Genomic DNA, 25,307 nt, shown 5'->3' on the forward strand with positions numbered 1-25,307 from the left:
AAAGAGGTTTTGAAATGTTTGAGTCCGTACAGGGGCTGTTGGATGAGCATGCTGCTATCCAGGCCCAGCTTGGGGATCCTGCTGTTTATGCTGACCAGAAGCTGGCCCGGAAGCTGGGGCGGCGGTCGGCGCAGTTGAACGGCATTGTGGAGGCCTACCACCGCTGGGAAAGCATCAGCGATGACCTGTCGGCCGCGAAGGAAATGGCCGGCGAGGATCCGGAGTTCGCCGCTGAGGTGCCCGAGCTTGAGGCTGCCCTGGAGACGGCCGCGGCCAAGCTGCGCCGCCTGCTCATCCCGCGCGACCCGGACGACGCCCGCAACGTGATCCTTGAGGTCAAGGGCGGCGAAGGCGGCGACGAGGCTGCCCTGTTCGCCGCGGACCTGCTGCGCATGTACAGCCGTTACGCGGAATCCCGTGGCTGGAAAACCGAGATTATCTCCGCCACCGAATCGGACCTGGGCGGCTACAAGGACGTCCAGATGGCCGTCAAGGGCAACTCCAACGATCCTGCCGAGGGCGTGTTCGCGCGGCTGAAGTTCGAAGGCGGCGTGCACCGGGTGCAGCGCGTGCCGGTGACCGAGTCGCAGGGGCGTATCCACACTTCTGCCGCCGGCGTCCTGGTGCTCCCCGAAGTGGACGAGCCCGAAGAGCTCGAAATCAACCAGAACGATCTCAAGATCGACGTCTACCGTTCCTCCGGCCCCGGCGGCCAGTCGGTCAACACCACCGACTCGGCCGTGCGCATCACCCACCTTCCCACCGGGATCGTGGTGGCGATGCAGAACGAGAAGTCCCAGCTGCAGAACCGTGAAGCCGGCATGCGCGTGCTGCGCGCCCGCATCCTGGCCCACCAGCAGGAGCAGATCGACGCCGAGAACTCGGCCCAGCGCAAGTCGCAGATCCGCACCATGGACCGCTCCGAGCGCATCCGGACCTACAACTACCCGGAAAACCGGATCGCCGACCACCGCACCGGCTACAAGGCGTACAACCTGGACCAGGTCATGAACGGCGACCTGGAGCCGGTGATCCAGTCCGCCATCGAGATGGACGAACAGGCCCGCCTCGACGCCATCGGCGATTAGTACGGATCGTCCGCCCCGATGACACCTGAGCCTGATGACTTCTGATGCTGCGCTGAGCCTCGCCGACGCCGTCCGCGAGGCCACGGCCGTGCTGGCCGCCGCCGGCGTGCCGAGCCCGAAGGTCGACGCCGAACTCCTTGCCGGCCACCTGCTTGGCGTCGGCCCGGGCCGGCTCCGCGCCATGGTCCTCGGTGACACGCCGGCGCCGGCAGGCTACGCCGAGCTGGTGGCCGAGCGCGCGCAGCGTATCCCGTTGCAGCACATCACCGGCGTGGCGCACTTCCGCTACCTCGAACTGGCCGTCGGGCCCGGCGTATTCATCCCGCGTCCGGAAACGGAATCCGTCGTTCAGCTGGTAATCGACTGGCTGGCGGCCCGGTCCGAAGACACGGAACGGCTGCACGGGCGGCCCAAGGTCGTCGACCTCGGAACCGGGTCGGGGGCGATTGCCGGCTCGATCGCGCATGAGGTTCCCGACGCCGAGGTCCACGCCGTGGAGTTCAGCGAGTTTGCGCACGCCTGGGCGGCCAAGAACCTGCTGCCGCTGGGCGTCCACCTGGTGCGCGGCGACCTGCGGGACGCGTTGCCCGAACACAACGGCAGCTTCGACGTCGTCGTGTCCAACCCGCCCTACATCCCGGCCGAAGCGGTCCCCAACGAGCCCGAGGTGGCGCTGCATGACCCGCCCGAGGCGCTCTATGGCGGGGGAGCGGACGGCATGGAAGTCCCGACGGCGGCGGCGGCCTCCGCGGCCCGGCTTCTCGTGCCAGGTGGCTACTTCGTCATGGAGCACGCCGAGGTCCAGGCCGGCTGGATCGCCGCGATGCTGGAGCGTTCCGGACACTGGTCCGGAGTGACGACGCACCTGGACCTCAACGGACGCGAACGCGCCACCAGCGCCGTCCGCAAACCCGAGGCCGTCAGTGATGAAAGGATAGGCCAGTGACGACTAGCTACGATTGCGCGGACGCGGAGCAACGCGCCGCAGGACTTGAACACGCCCAGCGGGCCATCCGGGAACACAAGTGCGTGGTCCTCCCCACCGACACCGTGTACGGCATCGGCGCCGACGCGTTCTCGCCGCAGGCCGTGACGCTGTTGCTCGCGGCCAAAGGCCGGAGCCGGCAAATGCCGCCGCCCGTACTGATCCCCAGGCTGAACGCCCTGGACGGCCTGGCCACCGATGTGCCGGCCGAGGCCCGCCGCCTGGCCGAGGCGTTCTGGCCCGGGGGGCTGACCCTGATCCTGCACGCACAGCCCTCGCTCGACTGGGACCTTGGCGAAACCAAGGGCACAGTGGCCCTCCGCCTCCCGGACGACGACGTCGCCCAGGACCTGCTTACCCTCACCGGACCGCTGGCGGTCTCCTCCGCCAACCGCACCGGCCAGGCCGCCGCACAGAGCGCCGCCGACGCCGAGGCGCAGCTCGCGGAGTCGGTGGAGGTCTACCTCGAAGGCGGGCACCGGCCGGTCGAAGGCAACGGGGCCGAGCCGTCCACGATCATTGACGCCACGGCCCTGCCGCTGCGCGTGGTCCGCCAGGGCGCCATCAGCCTTGAGCGCCTGCGTGAAGTTGTCCCGGGCGTGCTCGGGGCCGGCGAACAGCCGGCCGCCGAAGCGGAGCCGGATGCCGAAGCGGGGCCGGCCGCCGTGCCGGCTGACGCCGCGACCGGGGAGACACCCGGCCACACTGTCCCCACCGCCTCCGACGACCCTCCGAGGAACTGACATGCAGCCCAAAGTCGCCGTCGCGGCCGTAACCTTCGACCGGCACGAGGAACTTGCCCTCCTACTCAAAGGCCTTGCCGCGCAGACTGCGCCGATCCACTCGATCGCGCTCGTGGACTCCGGCACCGTTCCGGCCACCGAGGTCGTCGCCGCCGGGGGAGCGAACATCAACTACCTGCGCTCCGAGGCAAACCTCGGCGGAGCCGGCGGCTTTGCCTACGCGATCCTGGCCGCCATGGCCAGCGGCGCCGAGTGGATCTGGATGATGGATGACGACGGCCACCCCGAGGACGGCAACTGCCTCGCCGGGCTGCTGAAGACGGCCGAGGAACACCAGCTCGACATCGTCAGCCCGCTCGTCGCCGCCACCGCAGACCCGAACCGGCTGTCCTTCAACTTCCGGATCAACGGCCTGCTGACCAATGACCGCGCCAAACTGGCGCCGATGGGCTACCTGCCGGACATGGTGCACTTCTTCAACGGGGCCCTGATCCGCACCGAGGTCTTCTACAAGATCGGCATTCCGGACGTGAAGTTCTTCATCCGCGGCGACGAGGTCGACTTCCTCTCCCGGGTGAAGAAGGCCGGCTTGAAGTACGGCACGCTGGCCACCGTTGCCGTGCAGCACCCCGCCACCTGGACCGAGATGAAGCCCGTCTTCGGCGGGTTCATCACCCCCGTCATCCCGGAAGGCGAGTTCAAGCGCTACTGCTATTTCCGCAACCGGGGCTACCTGACCCGCAAGTACCGGAACCTGCGCTGGTTCGGAGCTGACATGGTCGGCTTCCCGTACTACTTCCTGAAGACCGGGGACCTGAAGGGCCTGGCGCACTGGTTCGGCGCCTATTCCACCGGGTTCCGCGGCAAGGGCTTCGGCTCTCCCGCGCAACTGATGTCCACCAACAGCTAGGCTGCCGTGGAGAACCTGTACGCCGTCGTCGTCACTTACAACCGTGCCGACTTCCTGCAGAACCTGCTCGATTCCTTCGCCCGCCTCAGCACCCCGCCGGCGCGGATCATCGTGGTGGACAATGCCAGCAGCGACCACACAGCCGAGGTCGTCTCCCGGGCCAGGGCCGCCGGCGGTCCGCGGATTGAGTACGAACGGCTGCCGGAAAACGTCGGCGGCGCGGGCGGCTTCTCCCGCGGCGTCGAGCTGGCGCTGGAAGCCGGTGCCGGGTGGCTCTGGCTGATGGACGACGACGTCGAGGTCCTCCCCGGAGCGGTGGAGGCGCTGGAGAAGTTCACCCCGGAGTATTCCTGCCTGATCGGCCGCCGCTACGACGCCAACGGCAAACCCTTCTTCTGGCAGCACCACTTCGTCGAGGCGCTCGGCGTCTTCCTCCCCGTCTCGCGCGACGTCTTCAAGCATTCCGAGGTCTTCCGCACCAACGTCGGAAACTTCGAAGGCATGCTGATCAAGGCCTCGGTGGCGCGGACCATCGGGCTGCCCGATCCACGCTTCTTCATCACCTGGGATGACCTGGTCTACGGCTGGCTCGCCGCGCAGCAGACACCGGTGGTCTACGTCAACGCCTTCGTCATCAAGAAGGTCCGCGCGCAGCGCCAGGTGGACCTGGGCCTGCGCCACCTCAATGACTCCAGTGACCTCAGCCGACGCTACGTGATGCGCAACCGCGGGCACGTCGCGCAGTACCTCCGGGCCTACGGGAAGTTCAGCCGGCTCGGTTTTGGGGCCGGCACGGCACTGACCTTCCTGAAGGAAATTGCCCGCCTGGTGCTCGTCGAGCGGACCCTGAAGGGGACCGGCGCGCTCTGGCGAGGATGGCGCGAATCGCGCGCCATCCTCGCGGACCGCAGCTGGAAACCGATGCCGCCGCTTTTGCCGGCCGGGGCCGCTGACTCAGGTAGCGGAGCCGAAAGAGATTAGTATCGTTTTAGGCTCCGCCGCTGTCCGACAGTTTTGCGGCGGGGTATTTTTTGAAACAGGCGCATGGCCGCCGTGGTAGTGGAAGTCGGTTGCAATCTCTGTTGAGTACGAAATCTGAAGCGCGCGGATCTGCCGCAGCACGGGAAGAGAAGCCCGCCCTCTGGATCTGGATCCAGCTGTTCCTCGACTCCATGTCCTGGATCGTGGCGGTCGTCCTGGCGCTGCTGCTGCGCTACGAGATGGGTATCCGGGCGGAACAGTTCCTGGGCGCCTTCTTCATCGCTGCCCTCGCCGTCATCGCGCAGATCGTCGCTGGCTACGCGCTGGCCCTCTACCGGGGCCGGTACCCCTTCGGCAGTTTCCAGGAGGCGCGGGCACTGGTCTTCGTCACCGTGATTGTGGCCGCCTCGATCACCGTGACGCTGCTGGTGCTGTACGGGGCCATCAACATCGGCCGCAGCGTAGGCCTGATCGCCTTCCCCTTCGCCTGCCTCTTCATGGGCGCGGCACGCTACGCCAAGCGGCTCTACGTCGAGGGCAAGACCCGGCCCGGCGACGAGGCGCAGAACACCCTGATCTACGGCGCGGGGTTCCTGGGCAACTCGCTGCTGACCCGGATGCTGCAGGACCCGGATTCCCCGTACTTCCCGGTCGGCCTGATCGATGACGACCCGGCCAAGAAGCACCTGCGGCTCTCCGGAGTCCAGGTCCTTGGCAGGGGAGAGGACCTCCCGGCGATCATCCGCAGGACCCGCGCAAGGGTGCTGGTCCTGGCGTTCGCCAATGTCGAGGCCGCCGTCGTGCGCCGTATCTCGGACGCTGTGGCCGGCATGAATATCCGTGTGCTGGTGTTGCCTCCGCTGCGCGACATGCTCGGCGGCGGGGCGCCCGACGGGTTCTCGGACTTCCGCGACGTGGCGGTCGAAGACCTGATCGGCCGCCGGCCGGTGGACATCAAAGTCGACGAAATCGCCGGGTATATCAAGGGCAAGCGGGTGCTGGTGACCGGCGCGGGCGGCTCAATCGGCTCGGAACTCTGCCGCCAGATTGTCCAGTTCGCCCCCGCGGAACTCATCATGCTCGACCACGACGAGACCGGGCTGCAGCAGACACAGATCTCCATCACCGGCCGGGGGCTGCTGGCCGGCCGCGACACGGTGCTGGCCAACATCCGCGACGGCGAAGCCCTGCAGGACATCTTCGAAGACCGCCGGCCCGAGGTCGTGTTCCACGCCGCCGCCCTGAAGCACGCACCGCTGCTGCAGCAGTACCCCGTCGAGGCCTGGAAGACGAACGTCTGCGGTACCCTGAACGTGCTGCGCGCCGCCCGGCACGCCGGTGTCTCACACTTTGTGAATATCTCCACCGACAAGGCAGCCAACCCCACCACCGCCCTGGGCCACTCCAAGCGCGTCGCGGAGAAGCTGACCGCCTGGATGGCCGGCCAGACCGGCAGCAAGTTCGTATCCGTCCGCTTCGGCAATGTGATGGGCAGCCGCGGCTCAATGCTCCCGCTCTTCACCGAGCAGATCCGCGTCGGGGGCCCGGTCACCGTCACCGATCCCGAGGTCACGCGGTTCTTCATGACGATTCCCGAAGCCTGCCAGCTGGTGATCCAGGCCGGTGCGATCGGCTCGGGCGGCGACGTGATGATCCTGGACATGGGCGAGCCCGTGAAGATCCTCGACGTCGCCCAGCGGATGATCGCCATGTCCGGCAAAAAGGTCGATATCATCTACACCGGCCTGCGGCCGGGAGAAAAGCTGCATGAAGAGCTCGTCGGCACCGGCGAACTGGACCAGCGTCCCCTGCACCCGAAGATTTCGCACACCAAGGCCACCGAGCAGGATCCGGCCAAGCTGGACCTGAACGTCTGGCTGGCCCGCTGCGAGGCCGAACAGGGCATTAACATCGCCGACATCCCGGACGACGAGGCCGATGAAGCGGGCTCGATCCGGGTCGCGTCATGATGCCGCTCGCCATCCTGGCCGGAATCACCCTGCTGGCCAGCCTGCTGCTTCCCTTCGCGGTGAAACCGTGGCTGGTCCGGATGGGCGTCGTCGACATTCCGTCCGCCCGCTCCTCCCACCACAAAGCGACCATCCGGGGGATGGGGATGGCTGCAGCCCTGGCCACCGCCGTCGGCTACCTCGCCGCGGTGCTCCTAAACCTCGTCACGGTGGACCGTTCGGTTTTCGCGGTGGTGCTGGGGATCATTGCGGCCAGTGCCGCCGTGGGCTGGATCGAGGATCTGCGCGGTCTGTCCATCGGGGCACGCGCCGCCGCCCAGCTGGGAATCGGTGCCGCCGGCTCCGCTGCGCTGATCGTCCTGACGTCGCAGTCGTTCTGGTGGCTGCCGCTGGCTGCCGTGGCAATCGCGGCCTACGTCAACATCGCGAACTTCATGGACGGGATCAACGGGATCTCCGGCCTGCACGGCGTCACCGCTGGCGGCGCCTACGCGCTGGCCGGCATGCTGGCCGGACAGCCCTGGCTAACCGCCGGGGGCACGGTGCTCGCGATGGCCTTCCTTGGCTTCCTGCCCTGGAACCTCGGCCGTGGTTCGGTGTTCCTGGGCGACGTCGGCAGCTATCTCCTCGGCGCCTCGATCGCGGCCCTCGCCGTGGCGGGCTTCCTGAGCGGCGTCTACGTCGAATACGTCCTCTCGCCGATCCTGGTCTATGCCGCGGACACCGGCTATACCCTGCTGCGCCGGATCAAGGCGGGGGAGCGCTGGTACGCGTCCCACCGCGAACACGTTTACCAGCGGCTCACCGACGTCGGCTTCTCCCACCTGCAGGCGGCAGCCGTGGTAACGGTCTGCACCATCGCCGTCATCGTCCTCGGTTTCGTCGCCGCCACGGCCCCGCTGCCCGTCGTCGCCCTCTGCGTGGCCGGCAGCCTGCTGGTGCTCGGACTGTATCTGGTCTCCCCGGACCTGATCCGTCGGTTCCGGCACCGTCCCAAGGTCACCCGCATCCCGGTGGCCTAGCCCTGTTCTATCTCGTGTAGAATTCAGGGGCGGCTTGTCGCCGCGTTCCTGCCCTTACCCCCTGCGACGATTGGGATCCCATGAGCTCCAACGCCGAGTCCGGACGCACGTCCGGCAGCGGCTCCGTTGGCGGCTCCGGTCCCACCAGGTCGCTGTGGCTGAAGCTGCTGGCCCTCAGTTCGGCGGCGGCGGGGGCGGCCCTGCTGCTGACCGCGGTCCTGGCCTTCGCCTTCAACGGCGGCTACGGTGCCTTGTCCAGCCTCTTCGGCGGCGCGCTGGTGATGGCGTTCTTCGCGATCAGCCTGGCGATCGGACATTTTGTCGGCCGCAACAACCCGTCCGGAGCCATCGGCATGTTCGTTGCCACCTACTTCGTGAAAGTGGTCGGCTTCGCCGTGGTGCTCTTTGTCCTCGGAGCGCCGGCCTGGCTGCACGAACGCTGGTTCCTGATCGGCGCCGTCGTCTGCGTGGTCGCCTGGCAGGCGGCGGAGATCATCGGGTTCGGCAAGGCACGGCTGCAAATCTACAACGACCCTGACCCGCAGGAAGGCGGCACCCATGCCCAGCCGCGATGATGCAGGCAACAACGAAGGTAAGAACCTTCCCAAAAACCAGGCCCGGACCCCCAAAACCACAGGTGGCGCCCCCGGTGTCTCGCAGGACGGCAACGACGGCGGATACAACGCCGGAATAGCCGTCTTTAGCTACATTGTTGGCGGAATCATCGTCTGGAGTTTGATAGGGTGGGGTCTGGATAATCTGTGGGGAACCCGCTGGATTGTGCTCGCAGGCGCCCTGCTTGGAGCTGCGGGAGGGTTCTATCTTTCTCATATGCACGGTCTCACCAGTCACCGGAATTCGGCTGGCGGAGACGGCGCTGCAGGTGGCCCGTCGAAGGACGCGGAACAGTAATGCCAAAAAATTTCACAGGGGGAATGGCTGACAGAAATGCGGCCGCTCCCCGCCCAACGCCCAATGATGGACACTGCAGAGAGGAAACGCGTTGATCGCGCTTGCGCTCCCGGCCCAAGATTCAGGAGAGTTCACTCCTCCTGGAATTGAACAATTGCACCTGCCGGCTATCCTGCCCTGGGGTCAAGCCGAAGGATTCTCCAAGCAGATGCTGCTGGTGATCCTCTCGGTCGTCATTATCGCCACATTCTTTGTGATTGCTGCGCGTAAGCAGCAGCTCGTTCCCGGCAAGCTGCAGTTCGCAGGCGAGGCAGCCTACGGCTTCGTCCGCAACGGCATCGCCAAGGACATCATCGGCGGCAAAGACTTCATGAAGTACGTCCCGCTGCTCTTCAGCCTCTTCTTCTTCATCCTCGTGAACAACATCTACGGCGCGATCCCCGTGATCCAGCTGCCGAGCTTCTCGCACGTCGGCGGCGCCTACGTGCTGGCAGCGATCGTGTACATCACCTGGATCGCCATCGGCGTCAAGAAGAACGGCCTGAAGTACTTCAAGCTGGCCACCGTGCCGAGCGGCGTACCCATCTACATCCTTCCGATCGTTATCCCGATCGAGATCATCTCCAACTTCCTGGTCCGGCCTGTCACGCACAGCCTCCGTCTGTTCGCCACCATGCTGGCCGGCCACCTGATCGTGATGATCGCCGGTTCCGGCATCGAGTTCCTCGTCATGCAGGAGAACGTCCTGCTGAAGGGCGCCTCCGTGCTTGTCCTGGCCGGCTCGATTGCGATGTACATGCTGGAGGCGCTGATCATGGCGCTGCAGGCGTACGTCTTCACGCTGCTGACCGCGATCTACATCGAAGGCGCACTGCACGCCGACAGCCACTAAGGCACCCACAAACTTCCCCTCGCGGGGATGAAGCAACCCAAACAACCTGCCACACGGGTGGCATCTTGAAAGGAAGAAAAATGGAAGGCTCCATCAACGGCTCCCTCAACCTCATCGGCTACGGCCTCTCCGCCATCGGCGGTGGTATCGGTGTGGGTCTCGTGTTCGCTGCTTACATCAACGGTGTGGCACGTCAGCCGGAAGCACAGCGCGTCCTGCAGCCGATCGCATTCCTCGGCCTTGCGCTGACTGAAGCCCTCGCCATCCTCGGCCTGGTCTTCGCATTCGTTCTCAAGTAAACCTTCAGAACCCAGCGAACATCCAGAACCGAGTAGATAAGGACGGGTGAAATATGAAGCAGCTGATCATCTCAGCCGCCACCGAGGGCGAAACCAACCCCCTCGTTCCCAATATCTGGGAAATGTTTGTCGTCCTCGTGGGCTTTGCTGTCCTCCTGTTCATCGTGACTAAGTACGTCGTCCCGATGTTCGAGAAGAATTTCGCAGAGCGCGCCGAGGCCATTGAAGGCGGCATCGCCAAGGCCGAAAAGGCGCAGGCAGAGGCTTCTGCAGCACTCGAAGAGTACAAGCAGCAGCTCACCGACGCCCGCACCGAGGCCAACCGCATCCGCGAGGAAGCCCGCGCCGAAGGCGCCCAGATCCTGGCGGATCTGAAGGAGAAGGCAGCTGCTGAGTCTGCCCGCATCACCGCCCAGGCACACGCGCAGATCGAGTCCGAGCGCCAGGCGGCCGTTGTGTCGCTCCGCGCCGAGGTCGGCACGCTGGCTACCACGCTGGCAGGCCGCATCGTCGGCGAGGCGCTCAGCGATGACGCGCGTTCGGCCCGTGTGGTTGACCGTTTCCTGGCAGATCTGGAGAACCAGAACGCAGGTGCAGCTAAGTAATGGCAGGTGTATCGAGCGAATCGCTGACCGCGGCACTCGTCGCGTTGGAAGCCAAGCTTCCCAACGCGTCGCTGCAGTTGGCTACGGAACTCTTCGGAATCCTGGGAACGGTGGACAGCTCGGCTGGCTTGCGCCGTGCCCTGACTGACCCGTCCCGCAGCGGTGACGAAAAGTCGGCGCTGGTCAAGCAGCTCTTCAGCGGCAAAGTCTCCGCTGATGCTGTGGAGATCGCAAGCGGGCTGGCCAGCTCACGCTGGGCGTCGGCTCGTGACATCGGCGATGCACTCGAGACTCTTGCCGCTTCGGTGGTAATTGCCGTTGCTGAAAACAAGTCGGCCGTCTCTGCCTCGGGCATTGGCGGACTGGAAGCGCTGGAGAACGATCTGTTCTCCTTCAACCAGGCCGTCGATTCCAGCCACGAGGTGCAGCGTGCTCTGTCCGAGCCGCAGGCGAGCCAGGCTGCCAAGGTTGCCCTCGCCGAAAAGCTCGTGCCCCGCGCCAGCGTGGAAGCGAAAGTCCTCATCGGACAGGCAGTTTCGCAGCCCCGCGGCCTCAAGGTCACCAAGCTCGTCAGCCGTTTTGCCGAGCTTGCGGCCAAGCGCCAGCAGCGCTGGATTGCTACCGTCAGCGTCACCCGTCCGCTGACGGAGACCCAGACCAGCCGTCTGCAGGCAGGGCTCAACGCCCTGTACGGCCGTGAGCTCAAGATCAACATGAACGTTGACCCGGCACTGATTGGTGGCCTGCGGATCCAGATCGGCGACGAAGTGGTTGACGCTTCGGTTCTCGCCCGTCTGGGCCAGCTCCAGCGTCAGATTGCATAGTTAGCCGGACAAGCACAACTTACCGACAAGAAACCCCGGTCATCGTGAGCAACGATGATCACGAAAACAGGAGAGCAGGGACTGCAGATGGCCGAATTGACCATCAACGCCGACGACGTCCGTATTGCGTTGAACGAGTTCGCGGCGTCCTACGAACCCGGAAACGCAGAGCGCGTAGAGGTTGGCCGTGTAACGACCGCAGGTGACGGCATCGCCCGTGTTGAGGGCCTTCCCTCGGTCATGGCGAACGAGCTGCTTCGCTTCGAAGACGGCACGCTGGGCCTGGCCCAGAACCTCGACGTCCGCGAGATCGGTGTCATCGTCCTCGGTGACTTCACCGGCATCGAAGAGGGCCAGGAAGTCCACCGCACCGGACAGGTTTTGTCCGTTCCGGTTGGCGACGCCTTCCTCGGCCGCGTGGTTGACCCCCTGGGCCAGCCCATCGACGACCTTGGCGAGATCAAGGCCGAAACCACCCGTGCCCTGGAACTCCAGGCGCCCGGCGTGACCCAGCGCAAGTCGGTCCACGAGCCGATGCAGACCGGTCTGAAGGCTATCGACGCCATGATCCCGATCGGCCGCGGCCAGCGTCAGCTGATCATTGGCGACCGCCAGACCGGCAAGTCGGCCATCGCCATCGATACGATCATCAACCAGAAGGCCAACTGGGCTTCCGGCGATGTCACCAAGCAGGTGCGCTGCATCTACGTGGCCATCGGCCAGAAGGCGTCCACGATCGCGGCTGTCCGCCAGACGCTCGAGGACAACGGCGCACTGGAGTACACGACCATCGTGGCTTCCCCCGCGTCCGATCCCGCCGGCTTCAAGTACCTGGCACCGTACGCCGGCTCGGCCATCGGCCAGCACTGGATGTACGGTGGCAAGCACGTCCTCATCGTGTTCGACGACCTCTCCAAGCAGGCTGAGGCCTACCGTGCGGTGTCGCTGCTGCTGCGCCGCCCGCCGGGACGCGAAGCCTACCCGGGCGACGTCTTCTACTTGCACTCCCGTCTGCTTGAGCGTTGTGCCAAGCTTTCCGACGAGCTGGGCGCAGGTTCGATGACCGGGCTGCCGCTGATCGAGACGAAGGCGAACGACGTGTCCGCCTACATCCCGACCAACGTCATCTCCATCACCGACGGCCAGATCTTCCTGCAGTCGGACCTCTTCAACGCCAACCAGCGTCCCGCCGTCGACGTGGGTGTCTCCGTGTCCCGCGTGGGTGGCGCCGCACAGGTGAAGTCCATGAAGAAGGTCTCCGGTACCTTGAAGCTGGAACTCGCCCAGTACCGCGACATGCAGGCATTTGCGATGTTCGCGTCGGACCTCGACGCGGCTTCCCGCCAGCAGCTGACCCGCGGCGCCCGCCTGATGGAACTGCTTAAGCAGGGCCAGTACTCGCCGTTCCCGGTCGAGGACCAGGTTGTCTCCATCTGGGCCGGCACCAACGGCTACCTCGACGACGTTCCGGTTGAAGACATCAACCGCTTCGAGACCGAGTTCCTGGAGCACCTCAAGCACAAGTCCTCCATCCTGACGACGCTGGCCCAGACCAACGTCATGGACGATGACACGGCAGAGGCGCTGAAGACCGCGATCGTGGACTTCAAGAAGGGCTTCTTCGGCGAGGGCGACAGCCTCCTGGTCGGTGCAGGGCACGAGGAGTACGCCCCGATCGACGAGGACAAGGTCGACCAGGAAAAAATCGTCAAGCAGAAGCGCTAGTTTCGCTGGCAGGGACTGCCGGAACCCCAGCGGGTTCCGGCAGTCCCGGCCACCGGGATCTTAGGAAAGGATAAGTATGGGAGCCCAGATCCGGGTCTACCGCCAGAAGATCAGCTCGACGACGTCGATGCGCAAGATCTTCAAGGCGATGGAACTGATCGCTACCTCGCGCATCGGCAAGGCCCGCGCACGCGTAGCGGCTTCACTGCCTTACGCAAACGCGATCACGCGTGCCGTTTCTGCTGTCGCAAGCCAGAGCGAAATCGACCACCCGCTGGTTACCGAGCCGGAGCAGATCCGCCGCGCCGCCGTCCTGGTCATCACCTCCGACCGCGGCCTTGCAGGGTCCTACTCGGCAACCGTGCTCAAGCAGGCCGAAGGCCTCACCGAGTTGCTCCACGAGGAAGGCAAGGAAGTCAAGACGTACGTCATGGGCCGCAAGGCACAGGCATACTTCGACTTCCGTAACCGCCCCTACGAGCGGGTGTGGACCGGCAACACGGACGCACCGCAGTTCGAGACGGCGCGGGAAGTCGGCGAAGCATTGCTGGCAGACTTCGCAACGGCCTACGAAGAGGGCGGCGTGGACGAGATCCACGTCGTTTACACCCGCTTCAAGTCCATGGTGACGCAGGAGCCGACGGTTATCCGCCTGCTCCCGCTCGAGGTCGTCGAAGAGCAGGCCGCCTCCGAGTCGGAGCTCCTGCCGCTTTACGAATTCGAGCCGGAAGCTGAGCAGGTTCTCGATGCCCTGCTGCCGCGCTACATCGAGTCTCGTATCTTCGCCGCAATGTTGCAGGCAGCAGCTTCCGAGCTCGCAGCCCGCCAGCGGGCGATGAAATCCGCCGGCGACAACGCCACGGACCTCATCAAGAAGTACACGCGTCTGCGCAACACTGCCCGCCAGGCTGAGATTACGCAGGAGCTTTCCGAAATCGTGGCAGGCGCCGACGCGTTGAACGCGTCCTAGCCCGCCCGGTCCGGACCCAGCTTTACCTGCACCAAAGAACAAACTTAACCGCCCACGCCATCTACTGAGTGAAGTGAGAGAGATGACTGCCACTGCTACCGAACACGTAGCCGCAACGTCCGGTGCCACCGGCCGTATTGCACGTGTTATTGGCCCGGTTGTCGACGTCGAATTCCCGGCTGACGCAATCCCCTCGATTTACAACGCACTCACCACGGAGATTACTCTCAACGGTGAGACCACGACCATCACCTTCGAAGTTGCGCTGCACCTCGGCGACAACCTCATCCGCGCCATCTCCCTGCAGGCAACCGACGGCCTGGTCCGCGGCACCAACGTGGTTGACACCGGTGCCCCGATCTCCGTCCCCGTCGGCGACGGCGTCAAGGGCCACATCTTCAACGTGCTGGGCCAGCCCCTGGACGTGACCGAGTCCGAGCTGCAGATCAGCGAACGCTGGCCGATCCACCGCAAGGCACCCGCCTTCGCGACCCTCGAGGGCTCCACCGAGATGCTGGAAACCGGCATCAAGGTGATCGACCTTCTCACCCCGTACATCAAGGGTGGCAAGATTGGCCTGTTCGGCGGTGCCGGCGTCGGCAAGACCGTGCTGATCCAGGAAATGATCACCCGTGTTGCCCGCAACTTCGGTGGCACCTCGGTGTTCGCCGGTGTTGGCGAGCGTACCCGTGAAGGCAACGACCTCTGGGTCGAAATGGAAGAGGCCGGCGTCCTCAAGGACACCGCGCTTGTCTTCGGCCAGATGGATGAGCCGCCGGGAACGCGTCTGCGCGTTGCCCTGTCCGCGCTGACCATGGCGGAGTACTTCCGCGATGTGCAGAACCAGGACGTGCTGCTCTTCATCGACAACATCTTCCGCTTCACCCAGGCAGGTTCCGAGGTTTCCACCCTCCTCGGCCGCATGCCTTCGGCCGTGGGCTACCAGCCCAACCTGGCTGACGAGATGGGCCTGCTCCAAGAGCGCATCACGTCCACCAAGGGCCACTCCATCACCTCGATGCAGGCCATCTACGTTCCCGCAGATGACTACACCGACCCGGCCCCGGCCACGACCTTCGCACACCTCGACGCGACCACGGAACTTTCCCGTGAAATCGCTTCCCGTGGTCTGTACCCGGCCGTTGACCCGCTGACGTCGACCTCGCGCATCCTGGATCCGCAGTACATCGGACACGACCACTACAACACGGCCGTCCGGGTCAAGCAGATCCTGCAGAAGAACAAGGAACTCCAGGACATCATCGCCATCCTCGGCGTCGATGAGCTCTCCGAAGAGGACAAGATCGTCGTGTCGCGTGCACGCCGTATCCAGCAGTTCCTCTCGCAGAACACCTACACGGCGAAGCAGTTCACCGGCGTCGAAGGCTCCACCGTGTCCATCAAGGACACCGTTGAAGGCTTCACGGCGATCTGCGACGGCGACCTCGACCACATCGCAGAGCAGGCGTTCTTCAACGTCGGCGGCCTGGACGACGTCGAGCGCCAGTGGGCCAAGATCCAGGAACAGACCAAGTAATATGGCTGAGCTTGAGGTTGAGATTGTCGCAGCGGACCACTTCGTGTGGTCCGGAGCGGCCAAGATGGTCAAGGCCCGCACCAGCGATGGTGAAATCGGAATCCTGCCCGGCCACTCGCCCCTGCTGGCGATTCTGGCCGAAGGTGAACTGGCGATTGAGCCGGTGTCCGGTGACCGCATTGCTGTAGTTGTCGACGGCGGGTTCTTCTCCGTCGACAACAACAGGGTCGTCATTGTTGCTGACAACGCCCAAATGGGCGACGCGGCTACTGCGGGGATCCGCTAGCCCGACCTTGATGAACGTTACTGGTTTTCCGTTCATCGTCCTGGCAACCGTGTTTGCGTTGCTGGTCTTTGCACTGTGCCTTTCCGGGGTGCGCCGCTTCAATCTGCGGCGCGCCCTGGGCACGGTGGACGCCTCTATCTGCATTGCTGGAAACAGCTGGCAGATGGGGGTTTGTCGTTATCAGGACAACGACCTGGAATGGTTCCGGCTTGCCTCGCTGAGCGTGCGGCCGAAACATACCTTCCGCCGCAGCTCCCTTGAGCTGCTGGGGCGCCGCGAGCCCACCGAAGTCGAACTCGTCAAGGTGCAGCCGGAAACCGTGATCGTCGAACTGCGCTACGAGGGCCGCGACGTGCTGCTCGCGATGAGATTCGATGCCTACACCGGCCTCTCCTCGTGGCTTGAGGCCGGTCCGGTCATCGGCGTCGGCACCTGGCGCTAGTCCCGGTGGGTTTCGCCGAGGGCATCCGGATCGACGACGGCCCGGTCCTATGGGCCGCGTGCGCCGCCGGGGTTGTTGGGATGCTGTACCTGATCCGGCCGCACAGCGGCTGGAAGCGCGCGCCCGGTCGCCAGGCTTGGGCCGTGCCGCCTGCTGCCCTCCTACTTTCCCTCGCGCTGGTGCTCGGCGTTCACTGGCTCCTCGTTTACCCCTTCGCTCTCTTTCCGGACGTGCTCCCTTCCGAGGTCCTCGCCTGGTCCGTCCCGGCCGTCACCGCGCTGCTGCTGGCGCTCCACCGTGGCCGGACCGTGTGGCGGTCCCGTCCACGTCCGGCCCGCCGCCGCAGGGTGGCCGTGACGGCAGCCGCGGTCGCCTTTGCCGGTGTGCTCGCGCTTTCGGCGATCCAGATCAACGCCTACTTCGGGCTGAACCACACCGTGAGCGACCTCACCGGGACCGCCGTCGCACGGATCCCGGCTCTGGAAGCCGGTCTCCAGCGCCAGGCCGGGGAGCCCGCCACCGTCGGCCTGGCCGGGTGGACACCGCGGGCAACCCTTCCCGCGGGCGGCCTTGTCCGCAAGGCCTCTATCCCGGGCACCGTGTCCGGCTTCCGCAGCCGGGATGCCTACGTTTATCTGCCGCCCGCCTACCAGGCCTCACCGCGCCCGGCACTTCCTGTGCTGGTACTCTTCTCCGGCCAGCCCGGAAGCCCTGCCGACTGGGTCACCGGCGGCGCCCTGCGGAGCCGGATGGACCGCTTCGCGTCAGCCCACCACGGAGTGGCCCCCGTGGTCATCGTGGTCGATCCCAACGGCACCCCCAACGGCAACGTCCTCTGCATGGACAGCCAAATCGCGCAGGCGGACACCTTCCTTGCCGAGGATGTGCCCGGCTGGATCCGCGCGACGTTCGATGTGGACCCGGATCCGCGGAAGTGGGCGGCCGGAGGGTTCTCCTTCGGCGCCACCTGCGCCGTCCAAATGGCGACCCGGCACCCTGACGTTTACAGCGCGGCACTGGCGTTTTCGAGCGAGCAGGAGCCCGCCCTCGCCAAGGAGCGGCATAAGACCATCGAGGCGTCGTTCGGCGGCGACACCGCGGCCTTCGAACGGCAGACGCCGCTGCACCTCATGCAGCAGCGCCGCTTCGACGGCAACGCCCTCTACTTCGGAGCCGGCGAGCGGGATCCCGAGTTCATCGAGTACATGGGCGTGCTGGCTAGTGCCGCCCGCTCGGCCGGGTTCTCCGTCGACGAGAAGGTGATTCCACGCACGGGCCATTCCTGGACGGTCGCTGCCAAGGGACTGTCCGCCGGCCTCGACTTCCTGGCCCCGCGATGGGGGATCAAGAAGTGAGGAACGCCATTCGCCGGATCGGGCGTTACCTGCAGGGGATTCCCTTCTCGCTGGCCTTTCTGGCGGCGTTCCTGGGAGTCGGCGCAGCTACCGGCAGTTTCCTCACCGGCCCGCCGGAAGCACTGCTTGAGGCGGCCTCGGTAAGTGCCCCCGGGTTGCAGGGCGGACTGTGGTGGACCATGTTCAGCTCGCTGTTCTTCGCGACCAACCCCCTGGCCTACCTCGCGGCATCGCTGATGGTTCTGGGGCTGCTGGGCCTCGCCGAACGGCAGCTCGGAACCCTGCGCACAGCCGTCTTCTTCTTTGCCGGGCAGTTCGCCGCGGTGACGCTGTTCCTGCTCGTCACCCAGCTCGCTCTCTTTGCGGGCGACGGCTGGCTCGGCCCGATGGCCGGGGACCGGCTGATCGGCCCGTACGCGGCTATCCTTGCCGTCGCCCTCGCGGCCGGCGCCCTCCTGCCGGCGCTGTGGCAGCGGCGGCTGCGGACCGCCGTCGTCTCCGGGTCGCTGTTGCTCGTGCTGTATGTGGGGCACGCGGAAACGGTGGTGGGCCTGTCCGGCGCCCTGTCCGGACTCATGGCCGGCTGGTGGATCCAGGGAGACAAGGGGACGCTCCACCGCCACCGCTCCACCGGCCGGGAGACCCGCAACCTCCTGGCGCTGACGGTGGCGATCTTCGCCGTGGGCCCCATCATCACGGCCGCGGTGCGAAGTCCCACCGGGCCGCTGGCCCTGCTGCGGGACGTGGTGCTGAATCCGCTGCCCACGCTGAACCAGCTGGAGCAGAACTGCGGAGGCGGCGTCGACATCACCTGCCTCAGCGCCGGGCGGGAGGGGTACGCCGGACCCCTCGGCCTGGCCCTGGCCGTGGTGCCGGTGGTGCTGCTGCTGATTTGCGCCGACGGCATGCGGCACGGGCGCCGGCTCGCACTGCGGATCGCGATCCTGGTGCAGCTGGGTGTTACCGCCCTGGCAGCCGTTTACCTGGCCCTGTTTGCCCGGATTCCGCACTATCCCGGCCGGCCGCACACGGCCATAATGGGTTCCGGCTTTGTCCACGTCCTGCCACTCGTGGCAGTGCCGCTGGGCCTGGTGCTGCTGCTGTTCGCCAACCGGCGCCTGTTCCGGGTGGAAACCACGCGGCGGGCCCGCCGCATCCTCGCGCTGACGGTGGCGGGGACCTTCCTGGTGCTCGCCGGGGGCTATGGCGCCGCATGGTTTGCCTCGGGCGGGTTGGAGCGCGACGGCGGCTGGCTGGGACTCGCCGCGGAGCTCGCCCGGCAGTACCTGCCGCTGCCCATTCCCGGCATCTACAACCGCGTGTTCCAGAACCGCAACGCGACCGAGGCTTTCCTGTTCGCCTCCTCCGGCATCATCTTCTGGGTCGTGGCGCTTGCCGGGGTCTGGCTGGTGCTGCTGCGCCGCCACCACGGCACGGATGCGGGGGCCGAGGACCGGGAACGGGCCCGCGGCCTCATCCGGCAAGGCGGCGATTCGCTGTCCTGGATGGCGCTCTGGGCACCCAACACGTACTGGTTTGCACCCGAGCGCCGCGGGGGAGTGGCCTACCAGCAGCACGGCAACGTCGCGCTGACGGTGGCGGGACCTTTCGGCCCGGCATCGCACCGCGAGGAAACTGCCGCGCTGTTCCTGTCCTACTGCACCGAACAAGCGCTGATCCCGTGCTTCTATTCCTGCACGGACGAGCTGTGGCCCCTGCTTCAGGGCCGCGGCTTCCGCAGGGTTGCGGTGGCGCTGGAGACCCGACTGGCGGTCCGCGAACTGGAGTTCAAAGGCAAGGAATGGCAAAACGTCCGGACGGCGCTGAACCGGGCGGCCAAGACCGGCGTCCGTGCGGTCTGGGGCCGTTATCGGGAATTCTCCCCTTCGCTGCGTGCCCAGTTGAGCGAGGTCTCAGAAGAGTGGGCGGCCGGCAAGTCGGTCCCGGAGATGGGATTCACGCTGGGCAGCCTCGACGAGCTCGAAGACGAAGAAGTGCTGTGCTGCGTTGCCGTGGACGCCGAGGACCGCGTGCACGGGGTCACCAGCTGGCTGCCGGTTTACGACGGCGGACGGGTGGTGAGCTGGACGCTGGACGTCATGCGCCGCCGCGGTGACGCCTTCCCCGGCGTGATGGAGTTCCTGATCGCCTCTGCCGTGCTGGAGCTGCGGGACTCGGTGGAAGTGATCTCGCTCTCCGGCTCCCCGCTCGCCAGGGAGGAGGCGCGGGGAGACGGCGACGGAGGGCCGCGCGACAGCGAGGGGCTCGCCGGAATTCTGGACGTGGTGGGCCGTGCGCTGGAACCGGCTTACGGATTCCGTTCCCTGGCCACGTTCAAATCGCGGTTCAAACCGGATTACCGCACGCTCTACCTGTACTACCAGGATCCGTTGCAGCTGCCGGCGATGGGGCGCGCTTTGAGCCGCGCTTACCTTCCCGACCTTTCAGTCCGCCAGAGTGCGCGTCTGCTCCGCACGCTGGTGCGCTAATTCGGAGCCGGTGCCATTATCCGCGCGCCGTTTAGGGGAATCCCCGCAAACAATGCTGCCGCCGGAGGGGTCAAACGCAAAGAAATGATCCCCGGCAATAATGCCGGGGATCATTCGTGCAGCGGTACTGCCGGAAGCAGTATTGCCGGAGAGATTAGACCAGCGTGACGCCGGTAGCCTGGGGGCCCTTGGCGCCCTGGCCGATCTCGAACTGAACGCGCTGGTTCTCGTCGAGGGTCTTGAATCCGCCGGTCTGGATCTCGGAGTAGTGAACGAAGACATCGCCATCGGAGTCATCCGGGGTGATGAAGCCGAAGCCCTTTTCAGCGTTAAACCACTTGACGGTTCCCTGTGCCATTTAATTCTCCTCATTGTGGATCTTGAAGAAGTCCGGCGCACGTTGCACCGGGCTTGGTCACTCTGCGAGAAGAACCTTGGCTTCGGCCCGGATTGACCGGGCCTTGGCGGCAGGAGCTTCACGCTCGCAACATGTCTTGCGAGCATGAAAAACACCTACACAAAGACTGGTACAAGAATTTCATGCCGCCTGCGTCAGGTCAACGGGCCCGGCGCATAATTCCAGAAATTTTATGTAAAGAGTTCATGAACGAGATCCCGGCCGCAGAAAGCGTTCGGAACCGCCGCTGCGCCGAAAGGCACATTAGGAAAGCGGTGCCAGCCATTCCCCGCAGCGCATTACGCGGTAAAGGCCGAGTCCGGAATTGAGGACGACGGCGTCGGCCCGAAGCCCGCCGCGCAGGGAGCCCAGTTCGGCGCCGAGCCCGAGAACCGCGGCGGGGACCGCCGTGGCCGAGCGGACGGCGTCGGGCAGCGGCACACCGCCGGCGACGGTGCGGCGGACGACGTCGAGCAGCGTGGCGGTGCCGCCGGCGAGGGCGCCGCCGGCGTCGAGGCGGGCGACGCCGGCCGAGACGGTGACGGCGGAGCGGCCCAGGCTGTACGCGCCGTCGGGCAGGCCGGCGGCGGCCATCGAATCGGTCACCAGCGCGATGTTCGCGGCGCCGGCCAGTTGGAACACCGTGGCGACCATGGCCGGGTCCAGGTGCGTGCCGTCGGCGATCAGTTCAAGCACGGCCTCGCCGGATGCGGCGCTGCGCAGGCCCGCGGCGACAGGGCCCGGTGCCCGGTGATGCAGTGGCGGCATGCCGTTGAACAGGTGGGTCACCGTGGGCCGCGTGCCGCGCACGGACGACGACGTGCGCAGTGCCGCCGCGGCCGTGCGCAGCGCCGCCGCGGCGGTGGCGTCGTCGCAGTCGGTATGGCCCAGCGAGGGGACCACCCCGTGCCCGGCCAGCATCGGGACGAGTCCGTCCGCTCCGGAAAGCTCGGGGGCGAAGGTCATCGTGGCGAGGGTGCCGCGTGCGGCGGCTACCAGCTCGGCGAGGAGTCCCGGATCGGGATCGCGCAGGAAGTCCGGGTCCTGCGCACCGCACCGTGCCGCGGCGAGGAAGGGGCCCTCCAGATGGATTCCGGCCAGCAGGCCCTCCTCGCTCAGTCCGGCGAGGAGGGCGATTCCGTGCAGCAGCGACTCCCGGGAGGCGGTCACGAGGCTGGCGAGCAGGGTGGTGGTCCCGGAACGGTGCAGGAAGTCGATGGCACGCCGCGCCGGGGCCTCCGCGCCGCCGGGGAAGTCGCCGCCGTACGCGCCGTGGCAGTGCAGGTCCACCAGTCCCGGAAGGATGAGGGCGCCGGGCGGCAGCTCCGGGGCCGGCGCGTCACCGAACCTGGCGGTCCCGGGGCTGAATCCGGCGGCGGGCCCGGCGTACGCGATCCGCCCGCCCGCCACGGCCAGGACGGCGTCGTGCTGCACGGCACCATCGCTGACCAGCGTGCCGTAGAGCAGGTGGCGGCCGGCCGGGGTGAGGTTCATGCTCAGAGTCTAGGGCGGGTCAGCCGGGAGGGCCCTAGAAGAGGCGGGACTCGCTGTCGTCGACGCCGCGCATGGCGTCGTAGTCCAGGGTGACGCAGTCGATGCCGCGGTCGTTCGCCAGCACCTTGGCCTGCGGCTTGATCTGCTGGGCGGCAAAGATGCCGCGCACCGGCGCCAGCAGCGGATCGCGGTTCAGCAGCTCAAGGTAGCGGGTGAGCTGCTCGACCCCGTCGATGTCGCCGCGGCGCTTGAGTTCGATCGCCACAGTGGCGCCGTTGGCGTCGCGGGCCAGGATATCCACCGGGCCGATCGCGGTGAAGTATTCGCGGCGGATCAGTGAGAAGCCGGCGCCGAGGGTCTCGATCTGCTCCGCGAGCAGCCGCTGCAGGTCCGCCTCGACCCCGTCCTTGATCAGTCCGGGGTCCTGGCCCAGCTCATGGGAGGTGTCATGCAGCTGTTCGTGGATGTTGATGATGAGCCGGTCATCGGTCTTCGCGGACTGCACGGTCCACTGCTCGATGACGCCGACTTCGACGTCGACCTCGTCCGGCGTGGAGACGCGCAGGCTGGCCGGAGGACTCATCCAGTTCAGCGGCTTGTAGGATCCCCCGTCCGAGTGGACCAGGACCGAACCGTCGGCTTTGACCAACAGAAGCCGGGTGGCGAGCGGAAGATGGGCTTTGAGCCGGCCGACATAATCAACGGAGCAACGGGCTATGACTAAACGCACCCGGTCAACACTACCGCCTGATGCGGTGCTCCCGGGCGCCGTGGCGGCCGCCTGGTGGCGGGGGAGCGGCCGGGCTGGGGCAGAATGGAGTCATGCCCCGTTCCAACCGACCCCGCCGAGCCGCTTCGGGCCACACCCCCGGAGGGAAGGGCGCAGGGAAGGGCGGAGGGAAGAGCGCAGGGAAGGGCGGAGGGAAGGGCGCCGGCAAGCACGCCGCCGGACCCGCGCCGGAACTGGACCTGGAGCGCGCCCGGACCGGGATCGCGCGGCGGGAGAGCGCCCCCGACGGCGAATGGATAGTCCGCTCGATCTCCGCCAGTCGGGCCGGAAAGACCTACATCTGCCCCGGATGCTTCACCGCCGTGCCGCCGGGCACCGCGCACCTCGTCGTCTGGTCCGAGGACCACATCTTTGGCGCGGCCGCCGGCCTGGCCGAGCGCCGGCACTGGCACTCGAACTGCTGGACCTCGCGCAGCTACCGGTACCGCTGAGCAGCTTCGCAGGGGGCCAACTGAAACGGCCAACCGTGCCCGGTTTCGCTAAGCTGGAGGGCATGACTTTCGACCCGGCGTCCTATGTGTTCAGCCAGCCCACCGCGCCCACCGCAATCCGTGCATCGACCGTGCTGCCGGCGCACCGCGAAAACGTGGAACTTCGCACCGCGGACGGACACCGGCTGGTTGGCGAACTGGCGCTTCCCGAGTCGGGGGAGATCAAGGCAACCCTGATTACGCTGCACCCGCTGCCGACCCACGGCGGCTTCATGGACTCGCACGTCTACCGGAAGGCGTCCTACCGCCTTCCGGCCCTCGCCGGCATCGCGGTGCTGCGGTTCAACACCCGCGGGACCTCTTCACCGCGCGGAACCAGCCAGGGTTCCTTTGAGGAAGGCATCGGCGAACGGCTCGACGTGGAGGCGGCGGTGCGCTTCGCCGTCGAGCGCGGGCTGCCCAACCGCTGGCTGGTCGGCTGGTCCTTTGGCACCGAACTCGCACTGATGTACGGCGCCACCGAACCTGTGGCCTCCGAAATCGAGGGCGCCATCCTGCTCTCGCCCCCGCTGCACCGCGCCACGGACGTCCATCTCAAGGAGTGGGCCGCCGCCGGCAAGCCACTGAAGGTCCTGGTTCCGGAGCACGACGACTACCTGCAGCCGGTGGCCGCCGCCGAGCGTTTCAGCCTGGTGCCGCACGCCGACGTCGTGGGCGTCGACGGCGCGAAGCACCTGTGGGTGGGGGAGAAGTACGCCGGCCGGGTGCTCAACGAGATCGTGGCCGAGGTGCTCCCGGGCGGCAGCAGTGCCCTGCCCGAGGAGTGGGCAGGGCCGGTGGCCACCGCCCACGCCTGAGCCGGTAAACGCTAGTGCTTGTCCTGGCGGACGATGAAGATTTCCTTAACCAGCAGCATGATCGCCGCGGCCGTGGGGATGGCGATCAGGGCGCCAAGCACGCCTAGGACGCTGCCGCCGGCGATCACCGAGATCACGGCGACCGCGCCGGGGACTGCGACTGCCTTCTGCATGATGCGCGGCGAGATGAAGTACGCCTCGAACTGCAGGTAGGCGAAGTAGCAGATCGCGAAGACGACGGCCGTCTGCCAGCCCGCGGTGAGGGCGATCAGGGTGACCAGGACGCCGGCGATCATGCCGCCGACCAGGGGGATGAAGGCGAGCAGGGCCACAACGAACGCGAGCAGCAGGGCGAACGGCACCCCCACAATCGACATCACAATGAAGGCGAAGGTGGCGTTCAGCAGCGCCACGCAGACCTGGCCGATCACGTAGTTGCCGACCGATCCGGTGATCTCCTCGGACAGCGCCTCGACGCGCGCGCGGCGGGACCGCGGGGCGAGCCGGTAGCCCCACTTCTTCATGGCCGGCATGGCCGAGAGGAAGTAGAGGCTGAGGACCAGGACGATCAGGGCGCCGAACAGGCCGTTCGCCACGGTGGAGCCGAACCCGACGACGCCGCCGAAGATGCCGCTCATGGCCTCCGGGTTGTTGACGAACTTCTCGAGTTCCTGGCTGATCCGGTCGCGCACGCCGAACTGGCTGTCCACCGTGCGGAAGAAGTCGGAGTCGATGAAGTCCTGGATCCAGTGCGGCGCTTCCTGGACGACCTGCGTCACCTGCTGGACGATGGTGGGGATCAACGTGGCGAAGAAACCGGTGACGGCCAGCGCCAGCACGGCGACGGAGACCAGGATTCCGGCCGGCCGAGGCACCTTTTTGCCTTCCAGCCAGCGCACCACGGGATCCAGGCCGAGCGCAATGAACAGAGCGGTGACGATCCAGAGCAGCAGCTGGGTGGTGTTGGAGCCGATCCAGTAAACCAGCAGGGCCGCGCCCACGCCGACCGTCCCCATGAAGCCGACGTACAGCGGGTGCTGGGACGACATCCGCGGACCGGGAGCGCCGAACTTTGCGGTGCTCTCGCTGTCCGGGGCGGGTGCGGCTTCCTCGTCGTGTTCGGGCGGCATCTCGAAACGCAGGCGCGGCTGGGCACCGGGCAGCGGCTGCCGCAGGCGGCGCGCCATCGAAATCAGGAAGCCCGCCGCGGCCGCGCGCGGCGTCGAGGGCTGCGGGGCCGGCTCGTGCGGGCCGTGTGGCTGGCTGGCGGATTCCTGGCTTGCGGGGTGTCCTGCGGGGGACA

Annotated in this window: 26 protein-coding genes; 22 read left to right on the forward strand and 4 right to left on the reverse strand. The window is 66.5% G+C overall.

Going from position 1 to position 25,307, the window contains the following annotated elements:
* Window positions 1-14: 14 nt before the first annotated feature.
* From prfA to AC1DBL_RS13535, 20 genes are all read left to right on the forward strand, one after another.
* Window positions 15-1,088 carry a peptide chain release factor 1 gene (gene prfA, locus AC1DBL_RS13440; RefSeq protein WP_441417347.1) on the forward strand — a complete coding sequence of 358 codons (1,074 nt, stop codon included), beginning with the start codon at window positions 15-17 and terminating at the stop codon, window positions 1,086-1,088.
* A 34-nt stretch (window positions 1,089-1,122) separates the two neighbouring features.
* The gene (gene prmC / locus AC1DBL_RS13445) at window positions 1,123-2,034 is read left to right on the forward strand and encodes a peptide chain release factor N(5)-glutamine methyltransferase (RefSeq protein WP_476908581.1); all 912 of its coding nucleotides are present in this window, start codon (window positions 1,123-1,125) and stop codon (window positions 2,032-2,034) included.
* Entirely contained in the window at window positions 2,031-2,816 is a 786-nt protein-coding gene (locus tag AC1DBL_RS13450; protein ID WP_476908582.1) for an L-threonylcarbamoyladenylate synthase, read from the forward strand. Before prmC ends, AC1DBL_RS13450 begins: the two co-directional genes overlap by 4 nt.
* A 1-nt stretch (window position 2,817) precedes the next feature.
* Window positions 2,818-3,726 carry a glycosyltransferase gene (locus tag AC1DBL_RS13455; RefSeq protein WP_441417350.1) on the forward strand — a complete coding sequence of 303 codons (909 nt, stop codon included), beginning with the start codon at window positions 2,818-2,820 and terminating at the stop codon, window positions 3,724-3,726.
* Window positions 3,727-3,732: 6 nt separating this feature from the next.
* Window positions 3,733-4,707, forward strand: coding sequence for a glycosyltransferase (locus tag AC1DBL_RS13460; protein WP_476908583.1), 975 nt, complete (start codon window positions 3,733-3,735; stop codon window positions 4,705-4,707).
* 101 nt (window positions 4,708-4,808) lie between these two features.
* Window positions 4,809-6,677: a polysaccharide biosynthesis protein gene (locus AC1DBL_RS13465; protein ID WP_441417352.1), complete on the forward strand. Its 1,869-nt coding sequence runs from the start codon at window positions 4,809-4,811 to the stop codon at window positions 6,675-6,677.
* A complete protein-coding gene (locus tag AC1DBL_RS13470; RefSeq protein WP_441417353.1) occupies window positions 6,674-7,699 on the forward strand; it encodes an MraY family glycosyltransferase in 1,026 nt (341 codons plus the stop codon). The genes AC1DBL_RS13465 and AC1DBL_RS13470 overlap by 4 nt, the downstream gene beginning before the upstream one ends.
* An 80-nt stretch (window positions 7,700-7,779) precedes the next feature.
* Window positions 7,780-8,274 carry a Cg1360 family ATP-synthase-associated protein gene (locus AC1DBL_RS13475; protein ID WP_441417354.1) on the forward strand — a complete coding sequence of 165 codons (495 nt, stop codon included), beginning with the start codon at window positions 7,780-7,782 and terminating at the stop codon, window positions 8,272-8,274.
* Entirely contained in the window at window positions 8,258-8,611 is a 354-nt protein-coding gene (locus AC1DBL_RS13480; RefSeq protein ID WP_441417355.1) for a hypothetical protein, read from the forward strand. Before AC1DBL_RS13475 ends, AC1DBL_RS13480 begins: the two co-directional genes overlap by 17 nt.
* Window positions 8,612-8,702: 91 nt before the next feature.
* Window positions 8,703-9,503 (forward strand): F0F1 ATP synthase subunit A, encoded by an 801-nt coding sequence (gene atpB, locus AC1DBL_RS13485; protein ID WP_175322872.1) that lies wholly within the window; start codon window positions 8,703-8,705, stop codon window positions 9,501-9,503.
* An 80-nt stretch (window positions 9,504-9,583) separates the two neighbouring features.
* The gene (atpE, locus tag AC1DBL_RS13490) at window positions 9,584-9,802 is read left to right on the forward strand and encodes an ATP synthase F0 subunit C (protein WP_003804776.1); all 219 of its coding nucleotides are present in this window, start codon (window positions 9,584-9,586) and stop codon (window positions 9,800-9,802) included.
* Window positions 9,803-9,855: 53 nt separating this feature from the next.
* Window positions 9,856-10,407 carry a F0F1 ATP synthase subunit B gene (locus tag AC1DBL_RS13495; protein WP_175322873.1) on the forward strand — a complete coding sequence of 184 codons (552 nt, stop codon included), beginning with the start codon at window positions 9,856-9,858 and terminating at the stop codon, window positions 10,405-10,407.
* Complete coding sequence (locus AC1DBL_RS13500) at window positions 10,407-11,231, forward strand: F0F1 ATP synthase subunit delta (RefSeq protein WP_441417356.1); 825 nt, start codon at window positions 10,407-10,409, stop codon at window positions 11,229-11,231. The genes AC1DBL_RS13495 and AC1DBL_RS13500 overlap by 1 nt, the downstream gene beginning before the upstream one ends.
* Before the next feature lie 87 nt (window positions 11,232-11,318).
* Complete coding sequence (gene atpA, locus AC1DBL_RS13505; RefSeq protein WP_441417357.1) at window positions 11,319-12,956, forward strand: F0F1 ATP synthase subunit alpha; 1,638 nt, start codon at window positions 11,319-11,321, stop codon at window positions 12,954-12,956.
* A gap of 76 nt (window positions 12,957-13,032) precedes the next feature.
* Window positions 13,033-13,926, forward strand: a complete 894-nt coding sequence (locus AC1DBL_RS13510; RefSeq protein ID WP_441417358.1) for a F0F1 ATP synthase subunit gamma — start codon at window positions 13,033-13,035, stop codon at window positions 13,924-13,926.
* 82 nt (window positions 13,927-14,008) lie between these two features.
* The gene (atpD, locus tag AC1DBL_RS13515; RefSeq protein WP_476926308.1) at window positions 14,009-15,463 is read left to right on the forward strand and encodes a F0F1 ATP synthase subunit beta; all 1,455 of its coding nucleotides are present in this window, start codon (window positions 14,009-14,011) and stop codon (window positions 15,461-15,463) included.
* 1 nt (window position 15,464) lies between these two features.
* Window positions 15,465-15,749, forward strand: coding sequence for a F0F1 ATP synthase subunit epsilon (locus AC1DBL_RS13520; RefSeq protein ID WP_104172348.1), 285 nt, complete (start codon window positions 15,465-15,467; stop codon window positions 15,747-15,749).
* A 10-nt stretch (window positions 15,750-15,759) separates the two neighbouring features.
* The gene (locus AC1DBL_RS13525; protein WP_441417359.1) at window positions 15,760-16,191 is read left to right on the forward strand and encodes a DUF2550 domain-containing protein; all 432 of its coding nucleotides are present in this window, start codon (window positions 15,760-15,762) and stop codon (window positions 16,189-16,191) included.
* Between the two features lie 5 nt (window positions 16,192-16,196).
* Window positions 16,197-17,546, forward strand: coding sequence for an alpha/beta hydrolase (locus AC1DBL_RS13530; RefSeq protein WP_476917163.1), 1,350 nt, complete (start codon window positions 16,197-16,199; stop codon window positions 17,544-17,546).
* Entirely contained in the window at window positions 17,528-20,035 is a 2,508-nt protein-coding gene (locus AC1DBL_RS13535; RefSeq protein WP_476917164.1) for a bifunctional lysylphosphatidylglycerol flippase/synthetase MprF, read from the forward strand. The genes AC1DBL_RS13530 and AC1DBL_RS13535 overlap by 19 nt, the downstream gene beginning before the upstream one ends.
* Before the next feature lie 154 nt (window positions 20,036-20,189).
* Here AC1DBL_RS13535 and AC1DBL_RS13540 read toward each other — a convergent pair whose 3' ends face one another.
* The 3 genes from AC1DBL_RS13540 to nucS form a co-directional block, all read right to left on the reverse strand.
* Window positions 20,190-20,393 carry a cold-shock protein gene (locus tag AC1DBL_RS13540; protein ID WP_011692441.1) on the reverse strand — a complete coding sequence of 68 codons (204 nt, stop codon included), beginning with the start codon at window positions 20,391-20,393 and terminating at the stop codon, window positions 20,190-20,192.
* Window positions 20,394-20,696: 303 nt separating this feature from the next.
* Entirely contained in the window at window positions 20,697-21,926 is a 1,230-nt protein-coding gene (locus AC1DBL_RS13545) for an N-acetylglucosamine-6-phosphate deacetylase (RefSeq protein WP_476926309.1), read from the reverse strand.
* A gap of 34 nt (window positions 21,927-21,960) precedes the next feature.
* Window positions 21,961-22,656: an endonuclease NucS gene (nucS, locus tag AC1DBL_RS13550; RefSeq protein WP_175322880.1), complete on the reverse strand. Its 696-nt coding sequence runs from the start codon at window positions 22,654-22,656 to the stop codon at window positions 21,961-21,963.
* A 92-nt stretch (window positions 22,657-22,748) separates the two neighbouring features.
* Here nucS and AC1DBL_RS13555 point away from each other — a divergent pair, with 92 nt between their 5' ends.
* Complete coding sequence (locus tag AC1DBL_RS13555) at window positions 22,749-23,147, forward strand: ATP/GTP-binding protein (RefSeq protein WP_476917166.1); 399 nt, start codon at window positions 22,749-22,751, stop codon at window positions 23,145-23,147.
* Window positions 23,148-23,209: 62 nt separating this feature from the next.
* The gene (locus tag AC1DBL_RS13560) at window positions 23,210-24,004 is read left to right on the forward strand and encodes an alpha/beta hydrolase (protein WP_476917167.1); all 795 of its coding nucleotides are present in this window, start codon (window positions 23,210-23,212) and stop codon (window positions 24,002-24,004) included.
* 11 nt (window positions 24,005-24,015) lie between these two features.
* On the opposite strand, the gene AC1DBL_RS13565 is transcribed toward AC1DBL_RS13560, so the two are convergent.
* A complete protein-coding gene (locus AC1DBL_RS13565; RefSeq protein ID WP_476917220.1) occupies window positions 24,016-25,191 on the reverse strand; it encodes an AI-2E family transporter in 1,176 nt (391 codons plus the stop codon).
* Window positions 25,192-25,307: the final 116 nt, after the last annotated feature.

This window comes from Arthrobacter sp. 10T44 (genome assembly GCF_056393885.1).

Excerpts from the sequence above, each read along its gene's own strand:
- AC1DBL_RS13535 (WP_476917164.1), top strand. The coding sequence starts at position 17,528 with ATGGGGGATCAAGAAGTGAGGAACGCCATTCGCCGGATCGGGCGTTAC.
- AC1DBL_RS13500 (WP_441417356.1), top strand. The coding sequence starts at position 10,407 with ATGGCAGGTGTATCGAGCGAATCGCTGACCGCGGCACTCGTCGCGTTG.
- AC1DBL_RS13495 (WP_175322873.1), top strand. The coding sequence starts at position 9,856 with ATGAAGCAGCTGATCATCTCAGCCGCCACCGAGGGCGAAACCAACCCC.
- AC1DBL_RS13520 (WP_104172348.1), top strand. The coding sequence starts at position 15,465 with ATGGCTGAGCTTGAGGTTGAGATTGTCGCAGCGGACCACTTCGTGTGG.
- AC1DBL_RS13525 (WP_441417359.1), top strand. The coding sequence starts at position 15,760 with ATGAACGTTACTGGTTTTCCGTTCATCGTCCTGGCAACCGTGTTTGCG.
- atpE (WP_003804776.1), top strand. The coding sequence starts at position 9,584 with ATGGAAGGCTCCATCAACGGCTCCCTCAACCTCATCGGCTACGGCCTC.
- atpD (WP_476926308.1), top strand. The coding sequence starts at position 14,009 with ATGACTGCCACTGCTACCGAACACGTAGCCGCAACGTCCGGTGCCACC.
- AC1DBL_RS13480 (WP_441417355.1), top strand. The coding sequence starts at position 8,258 with ATGCCCAGCCGCGATGATGCAGGCAACAACGAAGGTAAGAACCTTCCC.
- AC1DBL_RS13470 (WP_441417353.1), top strand. The coding sequence starts at position 6,674 with ATGATGCCGCTCGCCATCCTGGCCGGAATCACCCTGCTGGCCAGCCTG.
- AC1DBL_RS13555 (WP_476917166.1), top strand. The coding sequence starts at position 22,749 with ATGCCCCGTTCCAACCGACCCCGCCGAGCCGCTTCGGGCCACACCCCC.
- AC1DBL_RS13455 (WP_441417350.1), top strand. The coding sequence starts at position 2,818 with ATGCAGCCCAAAGTCGCCGTCGCGGCCGTAACCTTCGACCGGCACGAG.
- atpA (WP_441417357.1), top strand. The coding sequence starts at position 11,319 with ATGGCCGAATTGACCATCAACGCCGACGACGTCCGTATTGCGTTGAAC.
- prfA (WP_441417347.1), top strand. The coding sequence starts at position 15 with ATGTTTGAGTCCGTACAGGGGCTGTTGGATGAGCATGCTGCTATCCAG.
- AC1DBL_RS13565 (WP_476917220.1), bottom strand. The coding sequence starts at position 25,191 with ATGGCGCGCCGCCTGCGGCAGCCGCTGCCCGGTGCCCAGCCGCGCCTG.
- AC1DBL_RS13545 (WP_476926309.1), bottom strand. The coding sequence starts at position 21,926 with ATGAACCTCACCCCGGCCGGCCGCCACCTGCTCTACGGCACGCTGGTC.
- prmC (WP_476908581.1), top strand. The coding sequence starts at position 1,123 with ATGACTTCTGATGCTGCGCTGAGCCTCGCCGACGCCGTCCGCGAGGCC.
- AC1DBL_RS13540 (WP_011692441.1), bottom strand. The coding sequence starts at position 20,393 with ATGGCACAGGGAACCGTCAAGTGGTTTAACGCTGAAAAGGGCTTCGGC.
- AC1DBL_RS13475 (WP_441417354.1), top strand. The coding sequence starts at position 7,780 with ATGAGCTCCAACGCCGAGTCCGGACGCACGTCCGGCAGCGGCTCCGTT.
- AC1DBL_RS13510 (WP_441417358.1), top strand. The coding sequence starts at position 13,033 with ATGGGAGCCCAGATCCGGGTCTACCGCCAGAAGATCAGCTCGACGACG.
- AC1DBL_RS13560 (WP_476917167.1), top strand. The coding sequence starts at position 23,210 with ATGACTTTCGACCCGGCGTCCTATGTGTTCAGCCAGCCCACCGCGCCC.